Source organism: Sorangium sp. So ce836, assembly GCF_028553905.1.
Lineage (GTDB): Bacteria > Myxococcota_A > Polyangia > Polyangiales > Polyangiaceae > Sorangium > Sorangium cellulosum_D.
On sequence record NZ_CP102233.1, the window covers coordinates 1841102 to 1863984 of the forward strand.

21 protein-coding genes are annotated in these 22883 nt (G+C 71.9%); 6 read left to right on the forward strand and 15 right to left on the reverse strand.

The genetic code is table 11. From position 1 onward, the window contains the following. Nucleotides 1–95: 95 nt before the first annotated feature. Complete coding sequence (locus tag NQZ70_RS06810) at nt 96–1307, forward strand: serine hydrolase (RefSeq protein ID WP_129573487.1); 1212 nt, start codon at nt 96–98, stop codon at nt 1305–1307. 131 nt (nt 1308–1438) lie between these two features. On the opposite strand, the gene NQZ70_RS06815 is transcribed toward NQZ70_RS06810, so the two are convergent. Together NQZ70_RS06815 and NQZ70_RS06820 are read right to left on the reverse strand one after the other, a co-directional pair. Beyond that, a complete protein-coding gene (locus tag NQZ70_RS06815; protein WP_129573488.1) occupies nt 1439–1924 on the reverse strand; it encodes an SRPBCC domain-containing protein in 486 nt (161 codons plus the stop codon). Further along, nucleotides 1921–2271 (reverse strand): helix-turn-helix transcriptional regulator, encoded by a 351-nt coding sequence (locus tag NQZ70_RS06820; protein WP_129573489.1) that lies wholly within the window; start codon nt 2269–2271, stop codon nt 1921–1923. The genes NQZ70_RS06815 and NQZ70_RS06820 overlap by 4 nt, the downstream gene beginning before the upstream one ends. A 300-nt stretch (nt 2272–2571) precedes the next feature. On the opposite strand from NQZ70_RS06820, the gene NQZ70_RS06825 reads away from it, so the two are divergent. The 3 genes from NQZ70_RS06825 to NQZ70_RS06835 all read left to right on the forward strand — a co-directional run bounded on the left by NQZ70_RS06825 (nt 2572) and on the right by NQZ70_RS06835 (nt 6538). Continuing rightward, complete coding sequence (locus NQZ70_RS06825; protein ID WP_129573490.1) at nt 2572–4365, forward strand: long-chain fatty acid--CoA ligase; 1794 nt, start codon at nt 2572–2574, stop codon at nt 4363–4365. Between the two features lie 140 nt (nt 4366–4505). Further along, on the forward strand, nt 4506–5495 hold the full coding sequence (locus tag NQZ70_RS06830) for an MbnP family protein (protein ID WP_165373824.1): 990 nt from the start codon (nt 4506–4508) through the stop codon (nt 5493–5495). Then, a complete protein-coding gene (locus NQZ70_RS06835; RefSeq protein ID WP_129573493.1) occupies nt 5492–6538 on the forward strand; it encodes a cytochrome-c peroxidase in 1047 nt (348 codons plus the stop codon). Before NQZ70_RS06830 ends, NQZ70_RS06835 begins: the two co-directional genes overlap by 4 nt. Nucleotides 6539–6596: 58 nt before the next feature. Here the strand turns inward: NQZ70_RS06835 and NQZ70_RS06840 are convergent, their stop codons facing one another. The 8 genes from NQZ70_RS06840 to NQZ70_RS06875 all read right to left on the reverse strand — a co-directional run bounded on the left by NQZ70_RS06840 (nt 6597) and on the right by NQZ70_RS06875 (nt 13004). Then, nucleotides 6597–7319 (reverse strand): glutathione peroxidase, encoded by a 723-nt coding sequence (locus NQZ70_RS06840; RefSeq protein WP_129573494.1) that lies wholly within the window; start codon nt 7317–7319, stop codon nt 6597–6599. A gap of 292 nt (nt 7320–7611) precedes the next feature. After that, nucleotides 7612–8868, reverse strand: coding sequence for a methylated-DNA--[protein]-cysteine S-methyltransferase (locus NQZ70_RS06845; protein ID WP_129573495.1), 1257 nt, complete (start codon nt 8866–8868; stop codon nt 7612–7614). 41 nt (nt 8869–8909) lie between these two features. Beyond that, complete coding sequence (locus NQZ70_RS06850; protein WP_207217763.1) at nt 8910–9752, reverse strand: AraC family transcriptional regulator; 843 nt, start codon at nt 9750–9752, stop codon at nt 8910–8912. Nucleotides 9753–9871: 119 nt separating this feature from the next. Then, nucleotides 9872–10570 (reverse strand): class I SAM-dependent methyltransferase, encoded by a 699-nt coding sequence (locus tag NQZ70_RS06855; RefSeq protein WP_129573496.1) that lies wholly within the window; start codon nt 10568–10570, stop codon nt 9872–9874. Between the two features lie 135 nt (nt 10571–10705). Continuing rightward, complete coding sequence (locus NQZ70_RS06860) at nt 10706–11548, reverse strand: nucleotide-binding enzyme (protein WP_129573497.1); 843 nt, start codon at nt 11546–11548, stop codon at nt 10706–10708. Beyond that, nucleotides 11545–11964, reverse strand: coding sequence for a sigma factor-like helix-turn-helix DNA-binding protein (locus NQZ70_RS06865; protein WP_129573498.1), 420 nt, complete (start codon nt 11962–11964; stop codon nt 11545–11547). The genes NQZ70_RS06860 and NQZ70_RS06865 overlap by 4 nt, the downstream gene beginning before the upstream one ends. Further along, nucleotides 11936–12433, reverse strand: coding sequence for an HD domain-containing protein (locus tag NQZ70_RS06870; protein WP_129573499.1), 498 nt, complete (start codon nt 12431–12433; stop codon nt 11936–11938). The genes NQZ70_RS06865 and NQZ70_RS06870 overlap by 29 nt, the downstream gene beginning before the upstream one ends. 163 nt (nt 12434–12596) lie before the next feature. Further along, nucleotides 12597–13004 (reverse strand): RidA family protein, encoded by a 408-nt coding sequence (locus NQZ70_RS06875; RefSeq protein WP_129573500.1) that lies wholly within the window; start codon nt 13002–13004, stop codon nt 12597–12599. 166 nt (nt 13005–13170) lie between these two features. Between NQZ70_RS06875 and NQZ70_RS06880 the strand changes: the two genes are divergently transcribed. Continuing rightward, nucleotides 13171–14082 (forward strand): LysR family transcriptional regulator, encoded by a 912-nt coding sequence (locus NQZ70_RS06880; RefSeq protein WP_129573501.1) that lies wholly within the window; start codon nt 13171–13173, stop codon nt 14080–14082. 37 nt (nt 14083–14119) lie between these two features. Here the strand turns inward: NQZ70_RS06880 and NQZ70_RS06885 are convergent, their stop codons facing one another. The 4 genes from NQZ70_RS06885 to NQZ70_RS06900 form a co-directional block, all read right to left on the reverse strand. After that, nucleotides 14120–15283 (reverse strand): pyridoxal phosphate-dependent aminotransferase, encoded by a 1164-nt coding sequence (locus NQZ70_RS06885; RefSeq protein WP_129573502.1) that lies wholly within the window; start codon nt 15281–15283, stop codon nt 14120–14122. A gap of 156 nt (nt 15284–15439) precedes the next feature. After that, on the reverse strand, nt 15440–17446 hold the full coding sequence (locus NQZ70_RS06890) for a sodium-translocating pyrophosphatase (protein WP_408022422.1): 2007 nt from the start codon (nt 17444–17446) through the stop codon (nt 15440–15442). A 341-nt stretch (nt 17447–17787) separates the two neighbouring features. Further along, a complete protein-coding gene (locus NQZ70_RS06895; protein WP_129573504.1) occupies nt 17788–19212 on the reverse strand; it encodes a DUF5050 domain-containing protein in 1425 nt (474 codons plus the stop codon). A gap of 520 nt (nt 19213–19732) precedes the next feature. Beyond that, nucleotides 19733–20413, reverse strand: a complete 681-nt coding sequence (locus NQZ70_RS06900; RefSeq protein WP_129573505.1) for a hypothetical protein — start codon at nt 20411–20413, stop codon at nt 19733–19735. Between the two features lie 571 nt (nt 20414–20984). Between NQZ70_RS06900 and NQZ70_RS06905 the strand changes: the two genes are divergently transcribed. Further along, nucleotides 20985–22559, forward strand: coding sequence for a glycoside hydrolase (locus tag NQZ70_RS06905; protein ID WP_237245106.1), 1575 nt, complete (start codon nt 20985–20987; stop codon nt 22557–22559). Here the strand turns inward: NQZ70_RS06905 and NQZ70_RS53275 are convergent. Further along, complete coding sequence (locus NQZ70_RS53275) at nt 22496–22879, reverse strand: helix-turn-helix domain-containing protein (RefSeq protein WP_129573506.1); 384 nt, start codon at nt 22877–22879, stop codon at nt 22496–22498. The two genes, NQZ70_RS06905 and NQZ70_RS53275, sit on opposite strands and share 64 nt — an antisense overlap. Nucleotides 22880–22883 lie beyond the last annotated feature (4 nt).

Here is a 22883-nt window from a genome sequence, read left to right on the forward strand (position 1 = left end):
CAGCGCGCCTGCCCCGGATCGCCGATCAGAGCTCGCCGGCGCCGCCTGACGTGACAGCACGTGAAGACCTCGGACATGAACGGAGGAAGCAGTCAATGAGCACCGGTGGGCTCTCCAGGGCGCGGCTCGGCCGCATGCGCGACGTCATGAGCGGCCACGTCGAGCGCGGCGACGCGCCGGGGCTCGTCACGCTGATCAGCCGGCGGGGCGAGGTGCACGTCGACGCCATCGGCGTGAAGGCGGTCGGCGGCGACGACCCGATGCGGCGCGACACGATCTTCCGCATCACGTCGATGACCAAGCCGGTCACCGCCGTGGCCGCGATGATCCTGGTCGAGGAGTGCAAGCTGCGGCTCGACGAGCCGGTGGATCGGCTGCTGCCCGAGCTCTCGGGCCGCAAGGTCCTTCAGCGGATCGACGGGCCGCTCGACGAGACCGTGCCCGCGAGCCGGCCGATCACCGTGCGCGATCTGCTGACCTTCCGCATGGGGTTCGGCATGATCATGGGGCCGCCGGGCGGCACGCCGATCCAGAGGGCCGTGCGCGAGCAGCAGCTCGCGTGCCTGGGGCCGCCGAAGCCGTCGACGCCGCACGCGCCGGACGAGTGGATCCGCCGGCTCGGGGCGCTGCCGCTGATGCATCAGCCGGGCGAGCGGTGGATGTACAACACCGGGTCCTACGTGCTGGGCGTGCTGATCGCGCGCGCCGCGGGCCAGCCGCTGGAGGCGTTCTTCCGCGAGCGCATCTTCGAGCCGCTCGGCATGAAGGACACCGGCTTCAGCGTGCCTGCGGACAAGCTCGATCGGCTCGCGACCAGCTACTGGGCCAGCGCCGAGGCCGGGGCGCTCGACCTGCACGACGGCGTCGCCGACAGCCAGTGGAGCCGCCCGCCCGTGTTCCCGGACGGCGGCGCGGGGCTCGTCTCGACGGCCGACGACTACCTCGCCTTCGGCCAGATGCTGCTGAACAAGGGCAAGCACGGGCGCGAGCGCATCCTGTCGCGCCCCTCGGTCGAGGCGATGACGACCGACCAGCTGACGCCCGAGCAGAAGGCGGCGTCCGGGTTCTTCCCCGGCTACTGGGACAGCCGCGGCTGGGGGTTTGGCGTATCGATCGTCACCCGGCGCGACGACGTGACGGCGAGCCCCGGCCGCTACGGCTGGGACGGCGGTTACGGCACGTCCTGGAGCTCGGATCCCAGGGAGGACCTTGTCGGCATCCTGATGACCCAGCGCGCTGGATTCCCGCTCATGTCGCCGGTCTATCTCGACTTCTGGACCTCGGTCTACCAGGCGATCGACGACTGACGCGCCGCTCTCGCCGGGCGCGAGGCCGTGCGGCGGCGCATCGATCCCGCCGAGGCCGGCGCGGCCACGAGCGCCGGGGCGACGGCCGCGGAAAAGCGGCCGGAGCCGGGGAGCGCCCCGCGAGGGGACCCTCACTTCGTGTAGCGCTTGTCGAGCTTTCCGAGCTGGCTCGTGAAGCCGGCCCTCTGCATCTCCGTGAAGTGCGCGTCGTGCATCGCGTGGAGCGTCACGGCCATGTGCGCGCCGTGCGCCAGCGGGGTGAAGAGGACTTCGATGTTGCTCTCGTAAGCCTCGACGCCCGGGAGAAAGTCGATGACGCTCGTGATGGTGAGCGTCTTGTGGGGCGAGAAGGCGCTGAAGCGGGCGCGCACCTCGTGGGACGTCGGCTGCCCGCCGCGCTTCATGGCCTCGATCATCTCCGGGGCGTCGGCGATCATCGTGTAATGGAGGAGCCCGTTCTCCTTCGGTTCGAGCGCGTGGACCTCGACCCGGAACCCCTCCGGACCCCACCAGGACTCGAATCCATTCTTGGTCGCCCAGAGCTCCCAGAGCTCGGAGACCGAGGCCGGGTAGGTGCGTTCGATGAGGATGCTGGCTTTTTCGACCGTCGCGTTCATTCACTTCGTCCTTTCTTGGGCCCGCTGTCGCGCGCCGTTCGCCTCGCCTCGAGCGCCTGGCCGAACCGATCCAGGCGCTTCTCCCAGAGCGACCGATAGCGCCCCACCCAGTCGTCGAGCTCTCGGAAAGGCTCCGGGCGCAGCGAATAGAGCCGCCGGGTGCCTTCCGCCCGCACCTCCACGAACCCGGCCTCCCCGAGGATGCGCAGGTGGCGCGAGACGCCGGACTGCTGAATCGAGACGAGCTCGACGAGCTCACCGACCGCGCGCTCACCGTCGAGCAGCGCCTCCAGGATCAGACGCCGCGTCGGGTCGGCCAGCACTTCGAACAGTTCCGAGCTGGGCATGCGCTTAACATACGCACTGGTGTATATATGCGCAAGTAAATATTTGATCGCGCGTCGGGGATTCGTCACCTCGGCGGCGGCCCTGGGGGGGCCCACGGCGCCCGCCCCGGAGGCGGCCGGCGCCCCGGAAGGCGGCGCGCTCTCCCAGGAGCGCCCGGGCGAGCTGGACGATCGACGAGCGACGTGCGCACCCGCTCGACGTCGGCGCGCGCTCTCGAGGCTGATTGACAATGCCCCGGCGGCTCCCGCATCCTGGGCTCCGATCACCCACCCGAGGCCCCGAGGCCGCAGGAAGATGCCATGAGCACCGTTCTCCACCGTCTGGATCAGTGGGCCCATGAAACCCCGTACGCGCCGGCCCAGCGTTACAAATCCGGGGGTGAATGGACGACGCTGACGGCGCGAGACGTTCGCGACCGGGTCCACCACCTGGCGCTGTTCCTCGAGTCGAGGGGGTTCGACGCGAGCCAGATCGGCGCGATTCTCTCGTACAACTGCCCGCAATGGGTGCACGTCGATCTCGCGGCGCTGCTCGTCGGGGGCAAGTCGGCGGGGCTCTATCCGAACTCCACGGCGAAGGACATCCAATACATCCTGGCGCATACCGAGGCGACGCTGCTCGCGGTGCAAAACCGGGAATATTTCCAGAAGATCTCCGGGGAGAAGGGCGAGTCCGCCGCCCCTGACAGCGTGCGGTGGATCCTCGTCTTCGACGGCGACACGTCGATCTCGCCAAAGGCGATCTCGTACGAATCGGCGCTGGCCGAGGGCCGCGCGCTCGCGCAGCGGCCGGGCGCGAAGACGTACGCCGACTACCTGGCGAAGATCGATCCCAAGGCCGGCGCGTTCCTGATCTACACCTCGGGCACGACGGGCAACCCCAAGGGGGCGATGATCTCGCACGACAACCTGGCCTACACGTCCGACATGGTGGTGAAGTATTGGGGCCTGCCGTTCGCGCGCGGCACGATGTTCTCGTTCCTCCCGCTCTGCCATATCGCCGAGAAGCTGCAGAACGTGGGGGTCGGCGTCACCCAGCGCTATACCGTCAGCTTCTGCTCGAAGTTCGAGAACGTCTCGGTCGAGCTCCCGGAGGTGCAGCCCACGCTGCTGCTCTGCGTGCCGCGCCTCTGGGAGAAGATGATGGAAGGCGTGATGGCGAAGGTGCGCGGCGGCAAGGGCGCGAAGAAGAAGCTCGCCGAGTGGGCGCTTTCGGTCGGCGCGCGCGTGGCCGAGGCGCGGTATGCCGGGCGGGCGCCGAGCCCGCTCGACGCCTTGCAGCTCAAGGTCGCGGACAAACTCGTGCTCGGCAAGGTGCGCGCCGCCCTCGGCCTGGGCAAGGCCGAGATGCTGGCCTCGGGCGCGGCGGCGCTCGCGCCGCACATCTCGACCTGGTTCCGCGCGCTCGGCCTCGAGATCCTCGAGGATTTCGGCCAGACCGAGTCGACAGGCGTCATCTGCATGACCGAGCCTGGCGTCGAGAGCGCGGGGACCGTGGGCAAGCCCGTGCCCGGCGTGGAGTTCAAGCTGGCCGAGGACGGCGAGATCCTGACGCGCGGCCGGCACGTGTTCGTCGGCTATTACAAGGACGAGGCGGCGACCGCGGCCGCGCTCGAGGATGGCTGGCTGCACACGGGCGACCTCGGCGAGTGGAACGAGCGCGGGCAGCTCAAGATCCGCGGTCGCAAGAAGGAGATCCTCAAGACCTCCGGCGGCAAGATGATCGCGCCGCTGCCGATCGAGGAGAAGCTCAAGGCGGCGGAGATCATCAGTCAGGTGTGCATGGTGGGCGACGGCCGCAAGTACCTGTCGGCGCTGATCACCCTGACCGAGTCGAAGCTCGCCGAGCTGAAGGGCCGTGGCGCCCTGAACGGCGACGCCGCGATCACGACCCCCGAGGTGGTCGACCAGGTGAAGGTGCACATCGACGCCCTGAACGCGGGGCTCGCGAGCTTCGAGCAGATCAAGAAGTTCACCGTCCTCGGCCGCGAGTTCTCGGTGCAGGACGGCGAGATGACGCCGACCCTCAAGATGAAGCGCAACGTGATCGAGCAGCGCTTCCGCGGCGTGATCGACCAGATGTACGCCGAGTAAGCCGAGGAGGCCGAGGAGGCCGAGGAGGCCGAGGAGGAAGGCGCGGCGCCAGGGAGAGGACACCTCGCGTTCTCTTGCCAATCCCCGAGATGCGTCACCCGTTCCCGTGGGGTGCGTCCTCGCGTACAATCGAGCCCGCCATGAAATCTCCTCGCTTGTTCGGCTTCATCGGATTGCTCTTGGGCGTGGCCGCCGCTTGCGGCGCGCCCTCGCCTCAGCAGACGGCGCCCGGGACCGGCGGGGCGGGCGGCAGCGAGCCCGACGGGGCCGGAGGAGAGAGCGACACGGGTGGAGCGGCCGGCCACCCCGGAGACGGCGGCGCGGGCGGCGCGGGCGGCGCGGCCGAGGCGACGTGGCCGGCCGGCTGCGCAGAGCTGCCGGCGCCCATCAGGACCGAGGGCACCCTCGTCGAGCTCGCGTTCGAGCTCGTCCTCGACGGCAAGCCGTTCCTGTTCGGCGAGCCGAACGCCGCGCCGGACGGCAGCGCCGTCACGCCGCTCAACGTTCGCTTCTATGTCTCGCACGCGGCGCTGATCCAGGCGGGCGGCGATCTCGTGCCCGTCGATATCGTCGGCCCGGACGGCGCCCCCGCCCCTCACGGGGTCCACTTCTACAACGCCGAGGAGCCGGGCTCGGCCACGCTCCGGCTGCGCGCTCCGGCTGGCAGCTATGAAGGCGTCAGCTTCGTCTGGGGCTTGCACCAGGCCTGCAATGTCTCCCAGCCCGCGCAGAACGTCGCGCCTCTGTCGGATGCCTCCCAGATGACGTGGCCGCACACCGGCTACCTCTTCCTGCGCTACGAGGGCAGGGTGGATCCGCCGGCCGGAGGTGATCCCGTCGATCCCGAGGGAGGGGCGGCCACGGTTCCGCCGGCCGTTCACATGGGAGGCAACCTTGCCATGGATCTCGCCCCCAGGGTCGAGGTACGGGGCGCCGTGTCCGTGCCCGAGAGCGGCTCGACGGGCAAGGTCGTCCGGCTCGTCATGGACGAGATCTTCGAGGGCGCCACGGCGGACGTCGACTTGACCGGGTACATCGGGCCGCCCGGGCCCGTGGGAGACGAGCTCCTCGCGGGTGAGCGCCTGCGGCGCAGCCTTCCCGCCCTGACGGTGTTCGCCTTCGATCCGTGACGCCGAGCTTCAGCCGCGGAGGGGCCCTGGGCCTGGCGGCGCTGCTCCTCGCGGGCGGATGCGGCGACGACGGGTCGGCGGGCTCCGGACCTCTGCCGCCGCTCGTCACGGACGCCATCCCCGGCGGGTTTCCGGCGCGCGCCGCGGCGGCCAGAGCGCCGGTCGACAACGCGCTCACCGAGGCGAGGGCCCAGCTCGGCAAGCGGCTCTTCTTCGACACGCGCCTCTCTCGCACCGGCGAGGTGGCGTGCGCGAGCTGCCACCGCCAGGAGCACGCCTTCGCCGAGCCGGACCCCGTCTCCCGGGGGGTCGACGGCCGCCTGGGACAGCGGAACGCGCCCGCGCTGGTGAACCTGGCGTGGGGCGAGCGCTTCTTCTGGGACGGCCGCGCGGCCACCCTCGAAGAGCAGGCGGGGATGCCCATCGAGCACCCCGACGAGATGGGTCTACCGCTCGCCGAGGCCGTCGCTCGTGTCGCCGGCGATGACGGCTACGTGAAGGCGTTCGCGGATGCCTATGGCGGGCCTCCCGGCCAGGCGTCCTTGCGCCAGGCCATCGCCAGCTTCGTCCGCTCGATCGTCAGCGCCGACAGCCCTTACGACCGGCACCTGCGCGGGGACGACACGAGCTTCGGAGACGCCGAGCGCCGCGGCGAGGCGCTGTTCCTGAGCGAGCGGACTGGCTGCTTCCATTGCCACCCGGCCGGAATGCTCACCAACGAAGGCTTCTTCAACAACGGCACCTACCGCGACGGCGGCGACGTCGGGCGGCAAAGGATCACCGGACGGACGGGAGACCTCGGCAAATTCAAGGTGCCCGGTCTGCGCAACATTGCGGCGAGCGCCCCCTACATGCACGACGGATCGCTGGCGACGCTGGAGGAGGTGGTCGACCATTACGATCGCGGTGGGCTGGGCCATTTCTCCACCGATCCGCAGATCGAGGAGCTGGGGCTCTCGCCGGACGAGAAGGCCGATTTATTGGCGTTCCTGCGGTCGCTGACCGATCCCGCCTTCCTCGACGATCCGCGGTACCGCCCCTGAGCGGCAAGCCAGGGGCATGGCGCCATGTCCCGGCGAGAGCTGCCAGGTCTCGGTCACATCAGGCCTTCGCGAGATACGCCTCGAGGTCGTCGGCCCCGCCGACGTACTTCCCGTCGATGAAGACCTGCGGCGTCGACGACTTCCCGCTCACCGCGCGCAGCCGGCGCGGCGAGGCCGCCACCTCCTCGTACGCCAGGCCCTGCTCGTCCAGGAGCCGCTTCGCCTTCGCGCAGTAGCCACACCCCGGCTTCGTGAACATCAGCACGTCGTGCGGCGCCTGCGACGACGGATCCAGGTGCTTCAGCATCGTGTCCGCGTCCGACACCTCGAAGGGATCGCCTTCCTTCTCGGGCTCGATGAACATCTTCTTGATGACGCCATCCTCGACCAGCATCGAGTAGCGCCACGAGCGCTTGCCGAACCCGAGGTTCGCCTTGTCGACGAGCATCCCCATCTTCTCGGTGAACTCCCCGTTCCCGTCGGGCAGGAACAGGATCTTGTCCGCCTGCTGCGCCTTGCACCACTCATCCATCACGAACGCGTCGTTCACCGAGACGCACGCGATCGTGTCGACCCCGCGCCGCTTGAACTCTGCCGCGAGCTCGTTGTAGCGCGGCACATGGCTGCTCGAGCAGGTGGGCGTGAAGGCGCCCGGCAGGGCGAACACCACCACCTTCTTGCCCGCGAACACGTCCTTCGTGGTCACGTCCTTCCACTGACCGTCGACACGCGTGCGAAACGTGACATCCGGAACGCGCTGCCCTTCGAGGTTCTTCAGCATGACTGTCGTGCTCCTCCAGTGCTCTTCTGGGCGCCGTCGGGACGGCGACCCTTGTCCAACGTCGTGCGGCGCTCCACGCGGCGCTCTCGCTCTGTGGCCGGCGAGAACTTAACCCCGCGCATCGACGCCGGCCAGCCGTCGCGCGTGCTCCGGAGGTCCTGCGCGCGGCCGCGCGCCATGCGGCACAGCCCGCTGTGGCGTTTCTGCAGCCGCCGTCGTCAGAGCGTGCCTGACAGGCGGCCCCTGCGAAGACCGCGCGTCCAGGCCAGGGCCGGCCGACAGCCGCGCCGGCTTATGCGCGGTCCCGGGGAGCCCCGTCCGCCGCGGGAGCGCGAGGTCCGTCTCCCCGCGCCAGATCCACCGCGCGCCACAGGTACCAGCTCGCCACCGTGCGGTACGGCCGCCAGCGCGCCCCGCGCCGCTCGAGGTCCTTGCGCCCCGGCAGCTCGCGCTGCTTGAACGCGATCGCGAAACCTTTGCGGATGCCGTAGTCGTCCACGGGCAGCACGTCGGGGCGGCCGAGCCGGAACATGAGGAGCATCTCCGCCGTCCAGCGGCCGATGCCGCGCACCTGCGTGAGGCGCTCGACGATCGCCTCGTCCTCCATGCCGTGGACCTCGGCGAGCGTGGGGAGCTCGCCGTCCTGCGTCCTCCGCGCGAGGTCGCGCAGCGAGAGCAGCTTCGCGCGCGAGAGGCCGGCGGCGCGGAGCTCCTCGTCCGAGGCGCGCAGGAGCTGCTCGGGCGTGAAGCTCTCGTGCGCCCGGGGGAAGAGCGCGCGCGCGCGCGCGAAGATGGTCGCCGCGGCCTTGCCGGTGAGCTGCTGGTAGACGATCGACTCCGCGAGCGCGAGGAAGAGGCTCGACGTCCGGTCGAGCCGCATGCCGAACGGCCCGACCCGATCGATGAGCCGCCCGAGGGCCGCGTCGGACGCGCGCAGGCGCTCGACGGCGGCGGCCGGATCGAAGCCGAACGCGCCGCCGCCGTCGGCCCGAGGCGCGCCGGCCGCCCCGCCGTCGGCCCGAGGCGCGCCGGCCGGCCGGGCGCGCTCGATCTCGAGGAGGCGGAGCTTCGTCGTGACGCCGCCGTCGGCGGAGAAGCCGCCGACCTTGCCGCCGGCCGCGAGCACGCGGTGGCACGGCACCAGGATCGCGAACGGGTTGCGCCCGAGCGCCTGCCCCACGGCGCGCGCCGAGCCGATCGACCCGAGCCGCGCCGCGATGTCGCCGTAGGTCAGCGTGGCGCCCGGCGGGATGGTGCGCGCGACCTCGTAGACGCGGCGGTGGAACGGCGGCACGCGCTCCATGTCGAGCGCGACGCCGGACAGATCGCTCGCCTCGCCGCGGAGGAGCGCGGCGATGCCGTCGATGGCGCGCTGCACGTCGGGCGGGGGCGGCGCCTCGAGCGCGCCCGGCATGCGCTGCAGCAGGCGCGCGCGCGTGCCCTCCTCGCGCCCCTCCGGGAGCTGCAAGAGGGCGACGCCGCGCGCGCCCCACGCGATGCCGCACCGGCCGATCGCCGTGTCGAAGAGGAGGAATCCGTGTGCCGTCATGGGGGGCGGCGCGGGCCGAGCGCCCGCGTCCGGCGGCCATCCTAGGGGCGCCCGGCGAGCCGGTCTTGGAAGATCTTGCGATCCCCGCGCGCCGCCCGGCGGAAGCCGCGGGGGGAGACGCCGGCGGCGCGGTGGAAGGTGCGGACGAAGTTGGAGAGGTCGCCGAACCCGACGTCGAGCGCGATGTCGGTGATCGACCGGGCGCTGTCGGCCAGGAGGCGCGCCGCGCGGCGCAGGCGGGCGCGGACCAGGTACTGGTGCGGGGTCACGCCGACCACCCGCGCGAACAGCCGCAGGAAGTGGAACGGGCTGAGCCCGACCTCGCGCGCGGCGCCCTCGAGATCGACCGGCTCGTGCGCGTGCTCGTCGAGCCAGATCGCCGCCTCCACGGCGCGGCGACGGTCGCGCGCGAGGGCCTCGGGCGGCCGCTGCTCCCGCCCGGAGGCGACCTCGACGAAGCGGGCGGCGAAGAGCATTCCCGCCTCGTCGACGCCGATGTCGCTCCTGCCGTCGGCGGCCGCCTGGGCGAGCTCGCCGAGCACCATCAGCTCGGGCAGCGGCGGCACGCCGCCGGTCCGAAAGGCGTCGGTCGGGGCGCCGAGCGCCTCGATCAGCGGCGGCGCGAGGTGGACGGACAGGCACTCGTCGCCGCGGACGTGCTCGTGCGTGCACATGTACTCGTCGCCGGGGTGGCCGATGAGGAGCGACCCGGCGACGAGCTCGAACGACTCCCCGCGGACGCGGTAACCGAAGCTGCCCTTGCGCACGTAGGAGACCGAGAAGCCGCGGTGCTGCTCGACGAACGGCGCGTCGGCGGGGCCGGCGCTGCACCGGTAGTCGAGCACCGAGATGGCCCCGCGCTCCAGCACCGTCGTGACCAGCATGCCCCGCCGACTGTACCCGCCGCGGAGAGGCGGAGCAACGCGCGCCCCCGGGCCGCCTCGTGCGGCCGCGGCGGCGCTCGTCGATCTCGTCGATCTCGTCGAGCGCGCCTGTGCGCCGCTCAGGCCTGCGCCACGTCGCCGGGTTTGTAACCCCGGACCGTCGCGATCGGCAGGATCGCGGTGCCGATCCGGTCGATCTCGGCCACGTCGCAGAACCCGGCGCCGGTGAGCACCGCGGGGAGCTGGTCCGCGAGGTTGTCGTCGAAGCGGCGCGCGAGGGCGTCGTCGTGGCGGTGCGCGAGCCGGTCGAACCAGCGGAGCGCCCGCACGGCCGCCCGGCCCGGCGCGTTGCGCGGCGACCCGAAGTCGGCGAGGAGCAGCGCGCCGCCGGGGCGGAGCACGCGGAGGATCTCCTGCGCCGTCCGCCGTTTGTCGTCGGCGCCGAGGTGGTGGAACATGAGGCTCGACACCACGCGATCGAAGGTCCCGTCCGGGTACGGCAGCGCCCACGCCATGGCCCGCTCGAAGCGCACGCCCGCGCCGGCGCGCGCGGCCTTCTCGCGGGCGAGGGCGAGGACCTCGGCGTCGCCGTCGACCGCGTGCACCTCCACCCCGGGGTGGCGCTGCTGCGCGAGCACCGCGAGCGTGCCGGTGCCGCAGCCCACGTCGAGCACCCGCTGGCCGGGGGCGAGCTCCAGGTGCGCGACGAGCTGGCTCCGGAAGGCCTCCTCGCGGAATAGCAGCCGGATCGCCGGGTCGTAGAAGCGCGTCAGGGCGGCGGGGCCGAGGGCGTGGACGTATCGAGCGTTCGTCTGCATGGCGTCTCCTCCTTGAGGGTCTTGCCGGGGACGACGCACCGGCCGCGAGCCGATTACACCTGCCTCGCCCCGAAATGCGCCGGCCAGCGGGCCGCGCGTGCGCCCGCACCGGCCCACGAAGCCCGGCCGTGATCGTCAGGCCGTCCCCTCGAAGCCGGGCAGCGGATCGTACTCCTGATGGGGGTCGTCCTCCTCGCCGGGCTCGGCGCAGACCGGCGCGTCGTCGGCTCCGGTGCCGCCGGTGTCGCTGAGCAACCCGTCGAACGGCCCCGGGAGCGGCTCGTCCTCGTCCGCCTCGAGCAGCGCGTCCATCCCCTCCACCTCGCCGGTCGCGAGGTAGCGCTCCCACGCCGCGGGGTGGTCCCGGGCGCAGAGCGCCGAGAGCGCGGCGACGCCGAGGCGCACGATCGGCTTCCCGTCGGTGCTGCTGCGGGGCCGCGCCCTCAGCTCGCGCGGGGCGTACACCGTGAGCTCGAGGGGCGCCACGTCCGCGACGTGATAGTGGACGTACTCCCGGAGCTCGCCGCCCTTCTGGATCGTCACGCGCTCGCGATCGAAGGTCCAGCCGAGCGCCCGCACGTGCCGCTCCAGCGCCTCTTCGTCGGCGGGGAACACGTGCAGATCGACGTCGCTGCCGCGGCGGATATGGCCGGTGGAGACCGAGCCGATCAGCCGGGGCGAGAACGGCGCGAGCGCGCGCATTGCCTCCAGCGCCACGACGCGCAGCGCGAACAGCCGGCGCGTGCGCTGGCTCCCCTCGGCGCGCTCGGCGAAGAGGAGCAGCGCCTCGCGGATCTCCCCGTTCGAGGGCAGGTCCGCGGGCCGGTACCGCGCCCGCCGCCCCTCGACCTGGCCGAGGATCCGCTTCGCGGCCATCCGCTTGGCGGTGAAGTACTGGTCCACGCCTTCCTCGTACATGAGGCGCGCGGCCTCGGCGGCGATGCGGGCCCGCAGCCCGCCGGTTCGCTCGGCGCTCATCGGCTCACCCGCGCCGCGCGCGCTGCCGGCGCTGCCGCCGCGCCGCGCGCCGCCGCCGCCGCCGCGAGCGCCGGCGCCAGGGCCTGCCGCAGCCGGAGCATCGCGCCGCCGACCTGCCGGCCGCCCCGCGGCGCCCCGAACAGGCGCTTCTGCACGACCTGCTGCGCCACCCCGAGGCGGCGCGCGATCTCGCCCTGCGACAGACCGTCGAAGAAATAGGCCTCGACGACCTCGCGCTGCTTCGCCGTCAGCGCGGTCTCGACCGCATCCCGCACCGCGGCGCAGAGCCGGTCTCGCCCCGGCGGCCCGGCCTCGTCGCCCCAGAGCCGGCGATCGTCGCCCCAGCGATCCACGTCGCCGCAGAGGACCTCCCGGCGCGCCTTGCGCTCACGCGAGCGGCTCCTTTCGCAGATCATGGGCGGGGGCGGGCTCGCCGCCGATCGAGAGCAGGGAGAGATCCGCGCCGTCGAGCAGGACCTCCACGGCGGCCTCGGCGCTCAGCACGGCCGCGGCCGGCGAGCGGCCGCCGAGGTCCCACCGGCGGAGCCGCGTGAGGTCGGCGAGCGCCCTCGTGCGCCGGAGGCGCCGCTTCGTCGGGCCGGGCGCGCGCAGCAGGTGCAGGTGGTGCCGCACGAGCCAGACCACCCGCGGGCAGACGAGCTCCGCGAGGACGTCGGCGCCCTCCTCGGCGTGATCGGCGGAGGCGAACGCCTTGCCGACGTCGTGGAGCAGGGCCGCGGCCCAGAGCGAGCGATCCGCGGTCTCGCGGCGGGCCAGGTCGAAGACCTGCAGGGAGTGGAAGAGCGCGTCGCCCTCGGGGTGCCAGCGCGGATCCTGCGGCACGCGGTCGAGGGCGAGGAGGAAATCGAGGAGGTCCTGGTGCATCGAGGGGAGGGCGGTTGGGCCGCCCGCGGGGCGCGGGCGAGCGGTGCCCTTCACCCTGGGGCGCGGCCACACCCACCGGGAGGGCGCGCTGGCCGGGGCAGGGGAAGAATAGCGCGCCGCGGGTCCGCCGGACCCGCGTCCGGGTCCCCGCGCCGTCCTGCGCTCAGTCGAGGACCGCGGCGACCTCGACTTCGACCAGGTGATCGGGGTCGGAGAGCGCGCTGATGCCCAGCAGCGTGCCCGGCGGGACCGGGACGACTCCCAGCTTCGCGGCCGCCCGAGCGATCCCCTCGAGCAACAAGGGCATCTTGTCGGGAGTCCAGCCGACGGCGTAGATGGTCAGCTTCGCCACATCGTTGAAGGTGCCGCCGACCGCCGCCAGGGCGGTGGCGACGTTGAGATAACACTGCTCGACCTGAGCGGCGAAGTCGCCCACACCGATCGTGCACCCTTCGACATCCCAGGCGACCTGGCCCGCGATGAACACCAGTCTCGACCCGGTGGCGATCGACACCTGTCGGTACGCCTCGATCTTGGGCAACCCGCTGGGGTTCACCAGGGTGATGGCCATGCTGCCTCCTCATCGTAGGAGCCCGTGGGCTCGCGTTCTCCAAACCATCCGACCGTCGAGCAGGGCGGCATGCCCCGCCGCGCACAGGCTAGATGCGCCCGCCCCGCCGCGACCGGTAGGCCCGCCGCGCGAAACGGACCGATGAGCGCTGCTATACAATCGAGCGATGAACCGCGCGGCGGACCGCTTCGAGGGGCTGACCGTCTTCCTCTCCGTGGCGAGGCACCGGAGCTTCCGCGCCGCCGCCGCGGAGCTCGGCGTGACCACGGGCGCCGTGAGCCAGGCGATCCGCGCGCTCGAGCGCCGCGTCGGCCTGCCGCTCTTCTCGCGCACGACGCGCCACGTGGGGCTCACCGAGGCCGGCGAGCGGCTCCATGAGCGCCTCGCGCCCGCGGCCGGTGAGATCGGCGCCGCGCTCGAGGCGCTCGACGAGCTCCGGGGCCGGCCTGCGGGGCTGCTCCGCCTCACGGTCCCTCGGACGGCCGTGCCCTTCGTGGTCGAGCCGGTGCTCCCGCGCTTCCGCCGCGCTTACCCCGACGTGGCCGTCGAGATCTCGGTGAACGACGCCTTCGTCGATCTCGCCGAGGCCGGCTTCGACGCCGGCGTGCGGCTCGGCGACGGCCTCGCCCAGGACATGACCGCCGTGCGCCTCACGCGCGATCTCCGCTGGCTCGTGGTCGGCGCACCGGCGTACTTCGCGGCCCACGGCCGCCCCGAGGAGCCCGAGGATCTGCTCGCGCACACGTGCATCCGGTACCGATTCCAGAGCTCCGCGCTCTACCGCTGGGAGTTCGTGCGCGACGACCGCGAGGTCGCCGTGCACGCTCCCGGCGCGCTCACGGTCAACGACGCCTGTCTGGCGGTGTCCCTCGCGCGCGAGGGGCTCGGGCTCGCGTACGTGTTCGATCTCGCCGTCGCGGAGGACCTGGCGAGCGGGGCGCTCGCGACGGCGCTCGAGCGCCGCGCGCCGACGGGGCCCGGGTTCTACCTCTACTTTCCCGCCCGCGCGCAGACGCAGGCGAAGCTGCGAGCGTTCATCGATACGGCGCTCGCCGTGCTCATGCCGGAGGGCGGCTGACGCGGTCGGGAGGGTGGCGGCCGACGTGGCGCGTCGGTCACCGCGCGCGCTGCCAGGCGACGATCCGCGTCACCGCCTCGTCGACCTGCTCGACCGGGGCCGCGAAGGACAGCCGGACGTACCGCGCGCCGTCGATCCCGTCGAAGTCCGTGCCCGGCGTGAGCGCCACGCCCGTGTCGGCGAGCAGCCGCTCGCACCACGCGACCGAGTCGTCCGTGCCGACGTCGGCATACAGATAGAAAGCGCCGTCGGGCGGGGCGACCTTCCAGCCGAGCTCGGGCAGCCGCCGCAGCAGCAGGTCGCGCGCGGCCGCATAGCCCTCCACCAGCCGGTCCGCCTCGGCGTACGCCTCCGGGGTCAGGGCCGCGAGGGCCGCGTGCTGCGCCAGGGCGGGCGGGCACAGCGCGAGGTTCCCCGCCAGCGCGTCGACCGGGGCGACGAGCTTCGGCGGGAGCACGAGCCACCCCAGGCGCCACCCCGTCATGGCCCAGTACTTCGAGAAGCTCGAGACGACGACGGCGCCCGCGTCGCCGTAGCGCGCCGCCGTCGCCTGGCGCCCGGCCCACGCGCCGTACGTGAGGCCGTGATAGATCTCGTCGCTCACCAGCCGGACGTCGTGCTCCGCGCACCAGCGCGCGATCGCGTCGAGCTCCGCGGCGTCGACCATCGTGCCCGTCGGGTTCGCGGGGCTCGCCAGGATCAGGCCGTCGAGCCTTCCGCCGTCGTGCGCGGCCGTGAGCTGCGCCGTGGTCGGCTGGAAGCGGCTCTCCGGGCCGCACGGCAGCTCGACCGCCTCCACCCCGAGGGAGCGGAGGATGTTCCGGTACGCCGGGTAGCCCGGGCGAGCGAGCGCCACGCGGTCGCCCGGCTCGAACGCCGCGAGGAACGCGAGCAGGAACCCGCCCGACGACCCGGTGGTGAGGGCGACGCGCGACGGGTCGAGGTCGACGCCGTACCAGCGGCCGTAGTGCTCCGCGAGCGCGAGGCGCAGCGCCGGGATGCCGAGCGCCTCGGTGTACCCGAGGTCGCCGGCCGCGAGGAGCGCGGCCGCCCGCGCGCGCACGGCGGCGGGCGCCCCTGAGCCCGGCTGGCCCGCGCACAGGCTGATGACCGGCTCGCCCGCCGCGCGCCGCGCGTTGGCGGCGGCGAGCACCTCCATGACCGCGAACGGCGGCACCTGCGAGCGGCGGCTGATCCTCATGAACCCTGTCGAGTCGGGATGATGACGTTTACGCCATCATCCCGGACGGCTCAACGGCCATTTGCAGCGCTGAAGTGATGTCGTCGGCCGAGGAGATTCGGCCCGTGAGGCGGGGCGAGAACAGCGCAGAGCGGGTCGTGGCGACGACGCGTCCGCTCAGGCGATGAGCGGGGCGATGAGGAGCGAGACGACGCCCATCACCTTGATGAGGATCGAGATGCCAGGGCCGGACGTGTCCTTGAAGGGATCGCCGACGGTGTCGCCGACGACGGCGGCCTTGTGGGCGTCGGAGCCCTTCGCGTGGCCGTCGAGGCCGCCCTTCTCGATGTGCTTCTTGGCGTTGTCCCAGGCGCCGCCGCCGTTCGCCATCATCAGCGAGAGCACCGCGCCGACGACGAGCGCGCCGGCCAGCGTGCCCGCGAGCACCTCGGGGCCGGCCACGAAGCCGACGACGACCGGCGCGAGCACCGCGATGGCGCCCGGCGCGATCATCTCGCGGATGGCGGCCGACGTGGCGATGTCGACGATGACCTTGGGCTGCGGGTCGACGCCCGGCTTGCCCTCGAGCAGGCCGGGGATCTCGCGGAACTGACGGCGGATCTCCTCGACGATCGAGCCGGCCGCGCGGCCGACGGCGGTCATCGTCAGCGCGCCGACGAGGCAGGGGAGGAGGGCGCCGAAGAGGAGCCCCATGAGGACCTTCGCGTCGGTCAGATAGAGCACGAGCTCCGGGAGCCCCTTCGCGCGACGGACCGCGTCGACCTCCATGTTGAAGGCGGCGAACAGCGCGACGACGGTGAGCACCGCCGAGCCGATCGCGAAGCCCTTGCCGACGGCCGCGGTGGTGTTGCCGACCGCGTCGAGCTCGTCGGTGATCGCGCGGACCTCCTTGCCGAGGCCGGCCATCTCGGAGATGCCGCCGCCGTTGTCGGCGATCGGGCCGTACGCGTCGACGGTCATGACGATCGCGGTGCCCGCGAGCATGCCGACCGCGGCGAGCGCGATGCCGTAGAGGCCGAGGTAGTGGTTCGAGATCCAGCCCACGGCGACGAGGGTCACGAGCGGGATCGCGACGCTCTCGAGGCCGACCGCGATGCCGCGGATGACGTTGGTGCCGGGGCCGGTGAGCGAGCTCTGGGCCACCTTGTGGATGGGGCCCATCGACGTGTAGTAGTCGGTCACGAGGCCGACGATGGCGCCGCCCGCCGCGCCGGCCGCGAGGGTGATGACGGCGCCGAAGCTGAAGCCGAGCTCCGGGAGGATGGCGGCCGCCGCGAGCACGACGAGGAACGGCGGGACGATGAGCGCGAGGCGCAGCACCCGGGCCGGGGGCAGGTTCTTGAGCGCGCGCGTGATGAAGATGCCGACGACCGAGACCGCGAGGCCGATCGTCGCGAGGAGCAGCGGCAGCGACACGGCCATGGCGCGGAGCTCCAGCTCGCTCGCCGACGGCGCGAGCTGCTGCAGCTTGGCGATCGGCATCGTGAGGCCGAGCGCGATCGCGGCGACGACCGCGGCCACGTAGCTCTCGTAGATGTCGGCGCCCATGCCCGCGATGTCGCCGACGTTGTCGCCGACGTTGTCGGCGATGACGCCCGGGTTGCGCGGGTCGTCCTCGGGGATGTTCGCCTCGACCTTGCCGACGATGTCGGCGCCGACGTCGGCGGCCTTCGTGTAGATGCCGCCGCCGATGCGGGCGAAGAGCGCGATCGAGCTCGCCCCGACCGCGAACGAGTGGACGATCGTCGCGAGGTGCTCGTGGTTGCGGAACAGGGCGTAGATGCCGCCCAGCCCGATGAGGCCGAGCCCCGCGACGCAGAGGCCCATGACGGCGCCGCCGTCGAGCGCGGTGACGAGCGCGGTGGGCTTGCCGTGGGCGCGGGCGGCCTCGGCCGTGCGGACGTTGGCGTACGTCGCGGCCTTCATGCCGAAGAAGCCGGCGATGAGCGACAGGAACGCGCCGGAAGCGAAGGCGCCCGCCGCGAGGAGCCCGAGCGTCGCGGCCAGGAGCGCGAAGACGACGGCGGCGTAGACGGCGAGCACCTTGTACTCGCGCGCGAGGAAGGCCATCGCCCCCTCGCGGACGTAGCGCGCGATGCGCGCCATCGTCTCGTTGCCTTCGGGGGCCTTCTTGACACGCACGTAGAAGCTGCGTGCGACCATGAGCGCGACGGCGCCCGTTACGAGCGACTGATACGACAATGCATCCACGGGTGATGGTCCTCTCGATCGCTCCCGGCCGGAGCGAGCGCCGGCTCCCTCTTCCGTCCATGACGGCGGATCAAGTGGGAAATGGCGGTGCCGCGGTTCCCCGGGCCGCTCTGGGCGAAATCGGGGACGGCGTCAGCGGAACGTGGCGTCCGCGACGTCGTCCTGCTGGGTCCCGCGCCAGCCGGCGGCAACCGTGATGTTGGAATATTGCAATCAGGGGCGATGCGCGAGGCGCGCGCGTCGGGGGCGCCCCTGCTGGCGCGCGCTCGCGGTCGCCGCCCGGACGGGGGCGCTCAAGGGGCGTGATAGGACACGACTTGACCCTGATAGCGGTAATCGCCGGCGTTGGACCAGAACACGCCCTGGCCTTCCGGGGCGAGGACGCGCCAGGCGACGGGCTGTCCGAGCGCGAGCACGACGGTCCTGTCGCTCTCGAGGTCGTGCGCGTTGACGCTGCGGTTCCCGCCCGTGTCCGTCGAGAACAGCGTCGAGCCCCGGAGGGCCAGCCCCGCCATCGAGACCCCCTGATGGACCAGGGTCTTCTGCCCTCCGGCGATCGGCGCCTTGAACACGCCGCCGTCGCCGACGTTGGCCCAGTAGACGAACTCCGCGTCCACCGCGATCCCGGCCGGCTCGGCCTCGTTTTCGGCGATGACGGTCACCTCCCCGCCCGACTTCGCCACCTTGTAGACCTTGTTGGTCGCTGCGCCGCCGGTCCAGTAGATGTTCTCCGCGTCCTGCGCGAGGTGCTCGGGATTTCCGGCGCCTTCCGCGAGGACGACGGGCTCGCCGCCGTCGAGAGGCATCGTGTAGATCTTCTCGCCGAAGCCGTCGCCGAAGTAGAGGGCGGACGCGTCGCCGATGACGCTCACGACATAGCCGACCTCGACCAGCGTCTCCACCTCCTGGCTCGCCTTGTCGACGCGCCGGATCGCCGAGGGGATCACCGGATCATCGTCGCCGCCGCTCGCCCAGTACACGTGGGAGTCGTTGACCCACAGCGACTTGGGATCGGGATCGGCGGGGATCATCGCCTCCGCCGCGGCGGTGCCCGGCTTCACGCGGTAGATGAAGCCGTCGTTGTTGTCCCCGGTGGCGACGTCCTCGGTGCCGCCGCTCGCGAAGTAGAGGAAGGACCCGTCGGCGGCCAGCGCGTTCGGGTAGCGGTGCTGGCTCGCCATCGCGGTCGGCAGGGGCATCCCGGGGTAAACGCTGGAGAGGCGGTCGGTCTCCGTGACGACGCTCTCCTTGGAGACGTCGTGACGCGCGAGCGGCGCGAAATCGTTCGAGCCCTCCTGCGCGGTGAAGCCATAGGCGCCGAGGACCGTGTCCTCGCCCAGCTCCGCTTTGAGCGCGATGGTGATCGGCAGCGTGAGCGTGATCGGCTTGTCGAACGTCTGGCCCTCCGGGCCGAGGACGTACATGGGCCCCACCGCGCCCTCGGGGGCGTCCTCGACGCGCTCGACGGTGATCACCGTCTCCTCGCTCACCGCGCCCGACGGCACCTCGATCGTGAAGCCGTCCTCCGCGGTGAAGGTCCCGCCCTGCGCGTCGACGGAGAACTGGCCGGACCCCGGCTGCGCGCCGGTCCCCGACGTGTCGCCGCCGCCGGTCTCGCTCCCGTCGGCACCCCGATCGTCCTTGTCCGTCCCACCGCACGACGCGCTGCTCAGCGCGGCAGCCGCGCACGCCAACACCACCAACAAGGTCCTTGTCATCGCTTCGCTCCTCCGCGGGCGGCCGTCGCCGCCATGTCATGGAAGGCCATGGTGCTGCTGAGCTCGCCATGGGCGCGGCTGCGGCATCACCATTGATCCAAGCAACAGCGTAGCGCCCCATGCGCGGCTGGCGAGCTGAGCCGGAGCACTGGACAACGTACGGTGTTTACCTGTCAGGGTTTTTCCATGCACGCAGTCGCTGCAGTCCTTGCCTGTCAGGGTCAACCCCATACGTGCCGTTGTGACGGTCTTTGCCCGTCAGGGGCGTCCCGGGTGTGCAGCCGCGCCGCGAGCCGCCGGCCGCTCCTGGGTCGTCGGGGCGGGGCGACGGCGGCGCGCCGGCGCGCGGATCAGGCTCGATGACGGTTTGTATCGCGCTGATGGGCGAGGAGCGCGTCGGCAGCGTCGACGCCCGGGGCGCAGCAGCCCGGCGTGCGCCGATCGGCGGGCCGTCGCGGCGGTGATCGGGCGCGCGTGGTCGTTCAATGCTGGCGAGCGCCTGGGCCGCCGCGCCGCAGGGCTACAGGCCAGTGTGAGTCCCCGTGATCCAGACGGTCGCGTGGGAGTCGTCGGACTGCGTGGCCCAGGTGCGGACGCGGTACTTGCTCGTGGCGACCTGCTGCGCAGTCCCGTAGTTCTCGTGGTAATAGGTGAAGGTCGGCGTCGAGCAGTGCCCGCGGCCGGTCAGCGCGTTGTCCCAGACCCACGCGCCCGCCTGCTCCTTGTACGTGAGCTGCACGAACTGGCTCGTGGCCCAGTCCCAGCGCTGCACGCGCGTCGCCATCTTGGTGTTCGCGCAGTCGCTCATCGCCTGCGCCGCGTCGCTCCACGAGGTGGAAGAGGAGCCCCAGAAGGTAGGAGCCACGTCGAAGCGGTACGTCTCCGGGGTCTGGTGCTGGTAATAGTTGGGCACGGGGAAATCCACGATGGTCGTCGCTCGATCCAGCCCGCTGGCCGGACAGATGCTGTCGATCCACTGGTAGGCGCGGACGTAATGCTCGCTCGCTCCGACCGCGGTGAGCTGCGCGCTGGTGAAGTTCGGGTCGGTCCCCATCGCGCAGGGGTCAGGGTTTCCTCCGAGCGCCTCGGCGCTCTCCGCCGTGTCTTCCTCGTCGAAGCTGCCGTCATCCGCCGCCAGGCAGCCCGTGACGCTCGAGAAGGTGATGAGACCGAGACCGACATGATACGCAGTAATCTTCATGGTGCGACTCCCCTTGGTATGCCTGCCTGTCAGACCGCGCCCGACCGAGGAGCAGGGAGCATGCCTACGACGATCCGCCTGATCGCTCCTGTGCGTTCAACGCTCTCGCAGCGCAAATTCGCGACGCGGGCCGTGGGCCGACCGCCGCTCGCCCGGCGATGGAGGCGGCAGCCTCCTCCATCGGCGGAGCGATGGAGGCTCGCGCCTCCACCTCGGCGAGGCCCCTGATCCCGTGGACGTGGACGAGCGCGGGCGCAGCCCGCCGGGCCCGCGGACCGGCGGGTCGATCGCGAGAGGCGGAGGCGCTGACCGGAGCGGCGCGCTGGCAGCGCTGCCACGCGGCGTACATGCTCGCCGACGCGCACGATGCGGTAAAGGTCGGTTGCAATCTTGCGCCCCGAGCGCCATGCCGCTCTCTGCGGGAGGCGCTTTTCGGGTGCAAGGCGCTGCCCGTTCGACGAGACTCCGCTCGTGAGAACGTCCTGAGGCCGTGGGGATCCCGCGCGCCTCCCCGGAGTGGCATCACGCCGTCACGAGCAAGACAGCGCTCATCGCAACCGCACGCACTTCCATGAAACATCGAGCTCTCGTCGCGTCGTTCGCCGCGCTCGCCGCGGCCGTGTCGTGCTCCCCGAGCGATCCGGGCCCTTCCGTGGACGCCGCGGCCGCGGCGAGCGGCGGCCAGGGGGGAAGCGGAGGCAGCGCGACCGCGGGCCCGGGGGGCGGATCGTCGAGCAGCAGCGGCGGCACGGGGGACGTGGGCGGGAGCGGGGGCTCACCGAGCGAGCCACGCCCCACGGTGACCGCCGCTCCGGGCACGGAGCTGGTCAGGATCGACACGGACGCGCTCCACCAATCGTTCGAGGGCTGGGGGACGAGCTTGTGCTGGTGGGCAAATCACGTGGGCGGGTGGGACGAAGCCAAGCGCGACGCGGTCGTCGAAGCGGTCGTCGATCCGGTGAGCGGCCTCGGCTACAACATCTTCCGCTACAACATCGGTGGAGGGGAGAACCCGTCCCACGAGCACATGAAGGAGCATCGCGAGATGCCGGGGTTCCAAGGCGCCGACGGGACCTTCACGTGGGAGAACGACGAACGCCAGCGCGCCATCCTCCTGCGCATCGCAGAGCGCGGAGCGGACCTGATCTTCGAGGCGTTCTCCAACTCTCCCCCGTACTGGATGACGAGCAGCGGCTGCGCCTCGGGCAGCAGGAGCGGCGGAGACAACCTCAAAGCCGACCACTACGACGACTTCGCCCACTACCTCACCGAGGTCGTGCGTCATTACAGGGACGAGCACGCGATCACCTTTCGCACGCTGGAGCCGCTGAACGAGCCTTACGCCAACTGGTGGAAATCGGATGGCTCCCAGGAAGGTTGCCACTTCGACCGGGCGAGCCAGGAGAAGATCATCCGAGAGGTGGCCGCGCAGCTCGCCAGCAAGGGCCTCGACGAGACGGTGGTCAGCGCGTCGGACGAGAACAGCATGGATGATGCCGTCCGGAACATCGGCGCGTTCGGCGCGGAGACGCTCGCCGCTTTCCAGCAGATCAACGTCCACTCCTACGCGGGCAGCCAGCGCAAGGAGCTCCGGCAGCTGGCGACCCGGCTCGGCAAGCGGCTGTGGCAGTCGGAGTCGGGGCCCCTCGGGCAGAGCCTGAGCGACGACACGGACGCGGCGCTGTTCATGGCGGAGCGCATCATCCGGGATCTGCGCGAGCTGAGGCCGGAGGCCTGGGTGGATTGGCAGTCGGGCGATCCGTCGCGCAGCTGGGCGAGCTTCACGCTGAACGACCGCGAGCAGTCCTACACGCCCATCAAGCGCTTTTACATGCATGCCGGCTTCAGTCGCTACATCCGGCCCGGCGCGACCTTCGTCGAGGTCGACAGCGAGGACATGGTGGCCGCGGTCAGCGCCGACGGGCGCTCTCTCACGCTCGTCGTCCGCAACGGCGATCGCGACGCGAGCCGCGGCTACACGTTCGATCTCACGCGGCTCCCCACGGTCGGCCTCGCGGCGGAAGCGCACCGCACCTCGCGCACGGAGGACCTCGATCGGCTGCCCGACATGGCGATCGAAGACTATCGCTTGGTGGCCACGGTCCCGGCCTTTTCCATCACCACCTTCGTCATCCCGATGCCTTGACGGGGCCTCGTCGCCCCCGGCCGCGCGTCGCCCGGCCGCTCCTGCGCCGCGCGCCGGTAGGCCGCGGGCGTCGCGGCGAAGTGCCCCCGGAACAGGCGCGTGAAGTGGCTCGTGTCGCGGAAGCCCCAGCGCGCGGCGATCTCGAACACCGCGTCGTCCGGGCGGGTCGCGAGCTCGCTCGCCGCCCGCTCGAGGCATAACGTCCTTGGGGCGAAGACGGCCGCCGAAGTGCTCTCCTGACCGTTGACGGATGCGGCCCGACAGGGCGATGGTTCAGACGGGCTTCGCCCGCGGATTATCGCCAGGGCGTCATGCGCCAAGGGG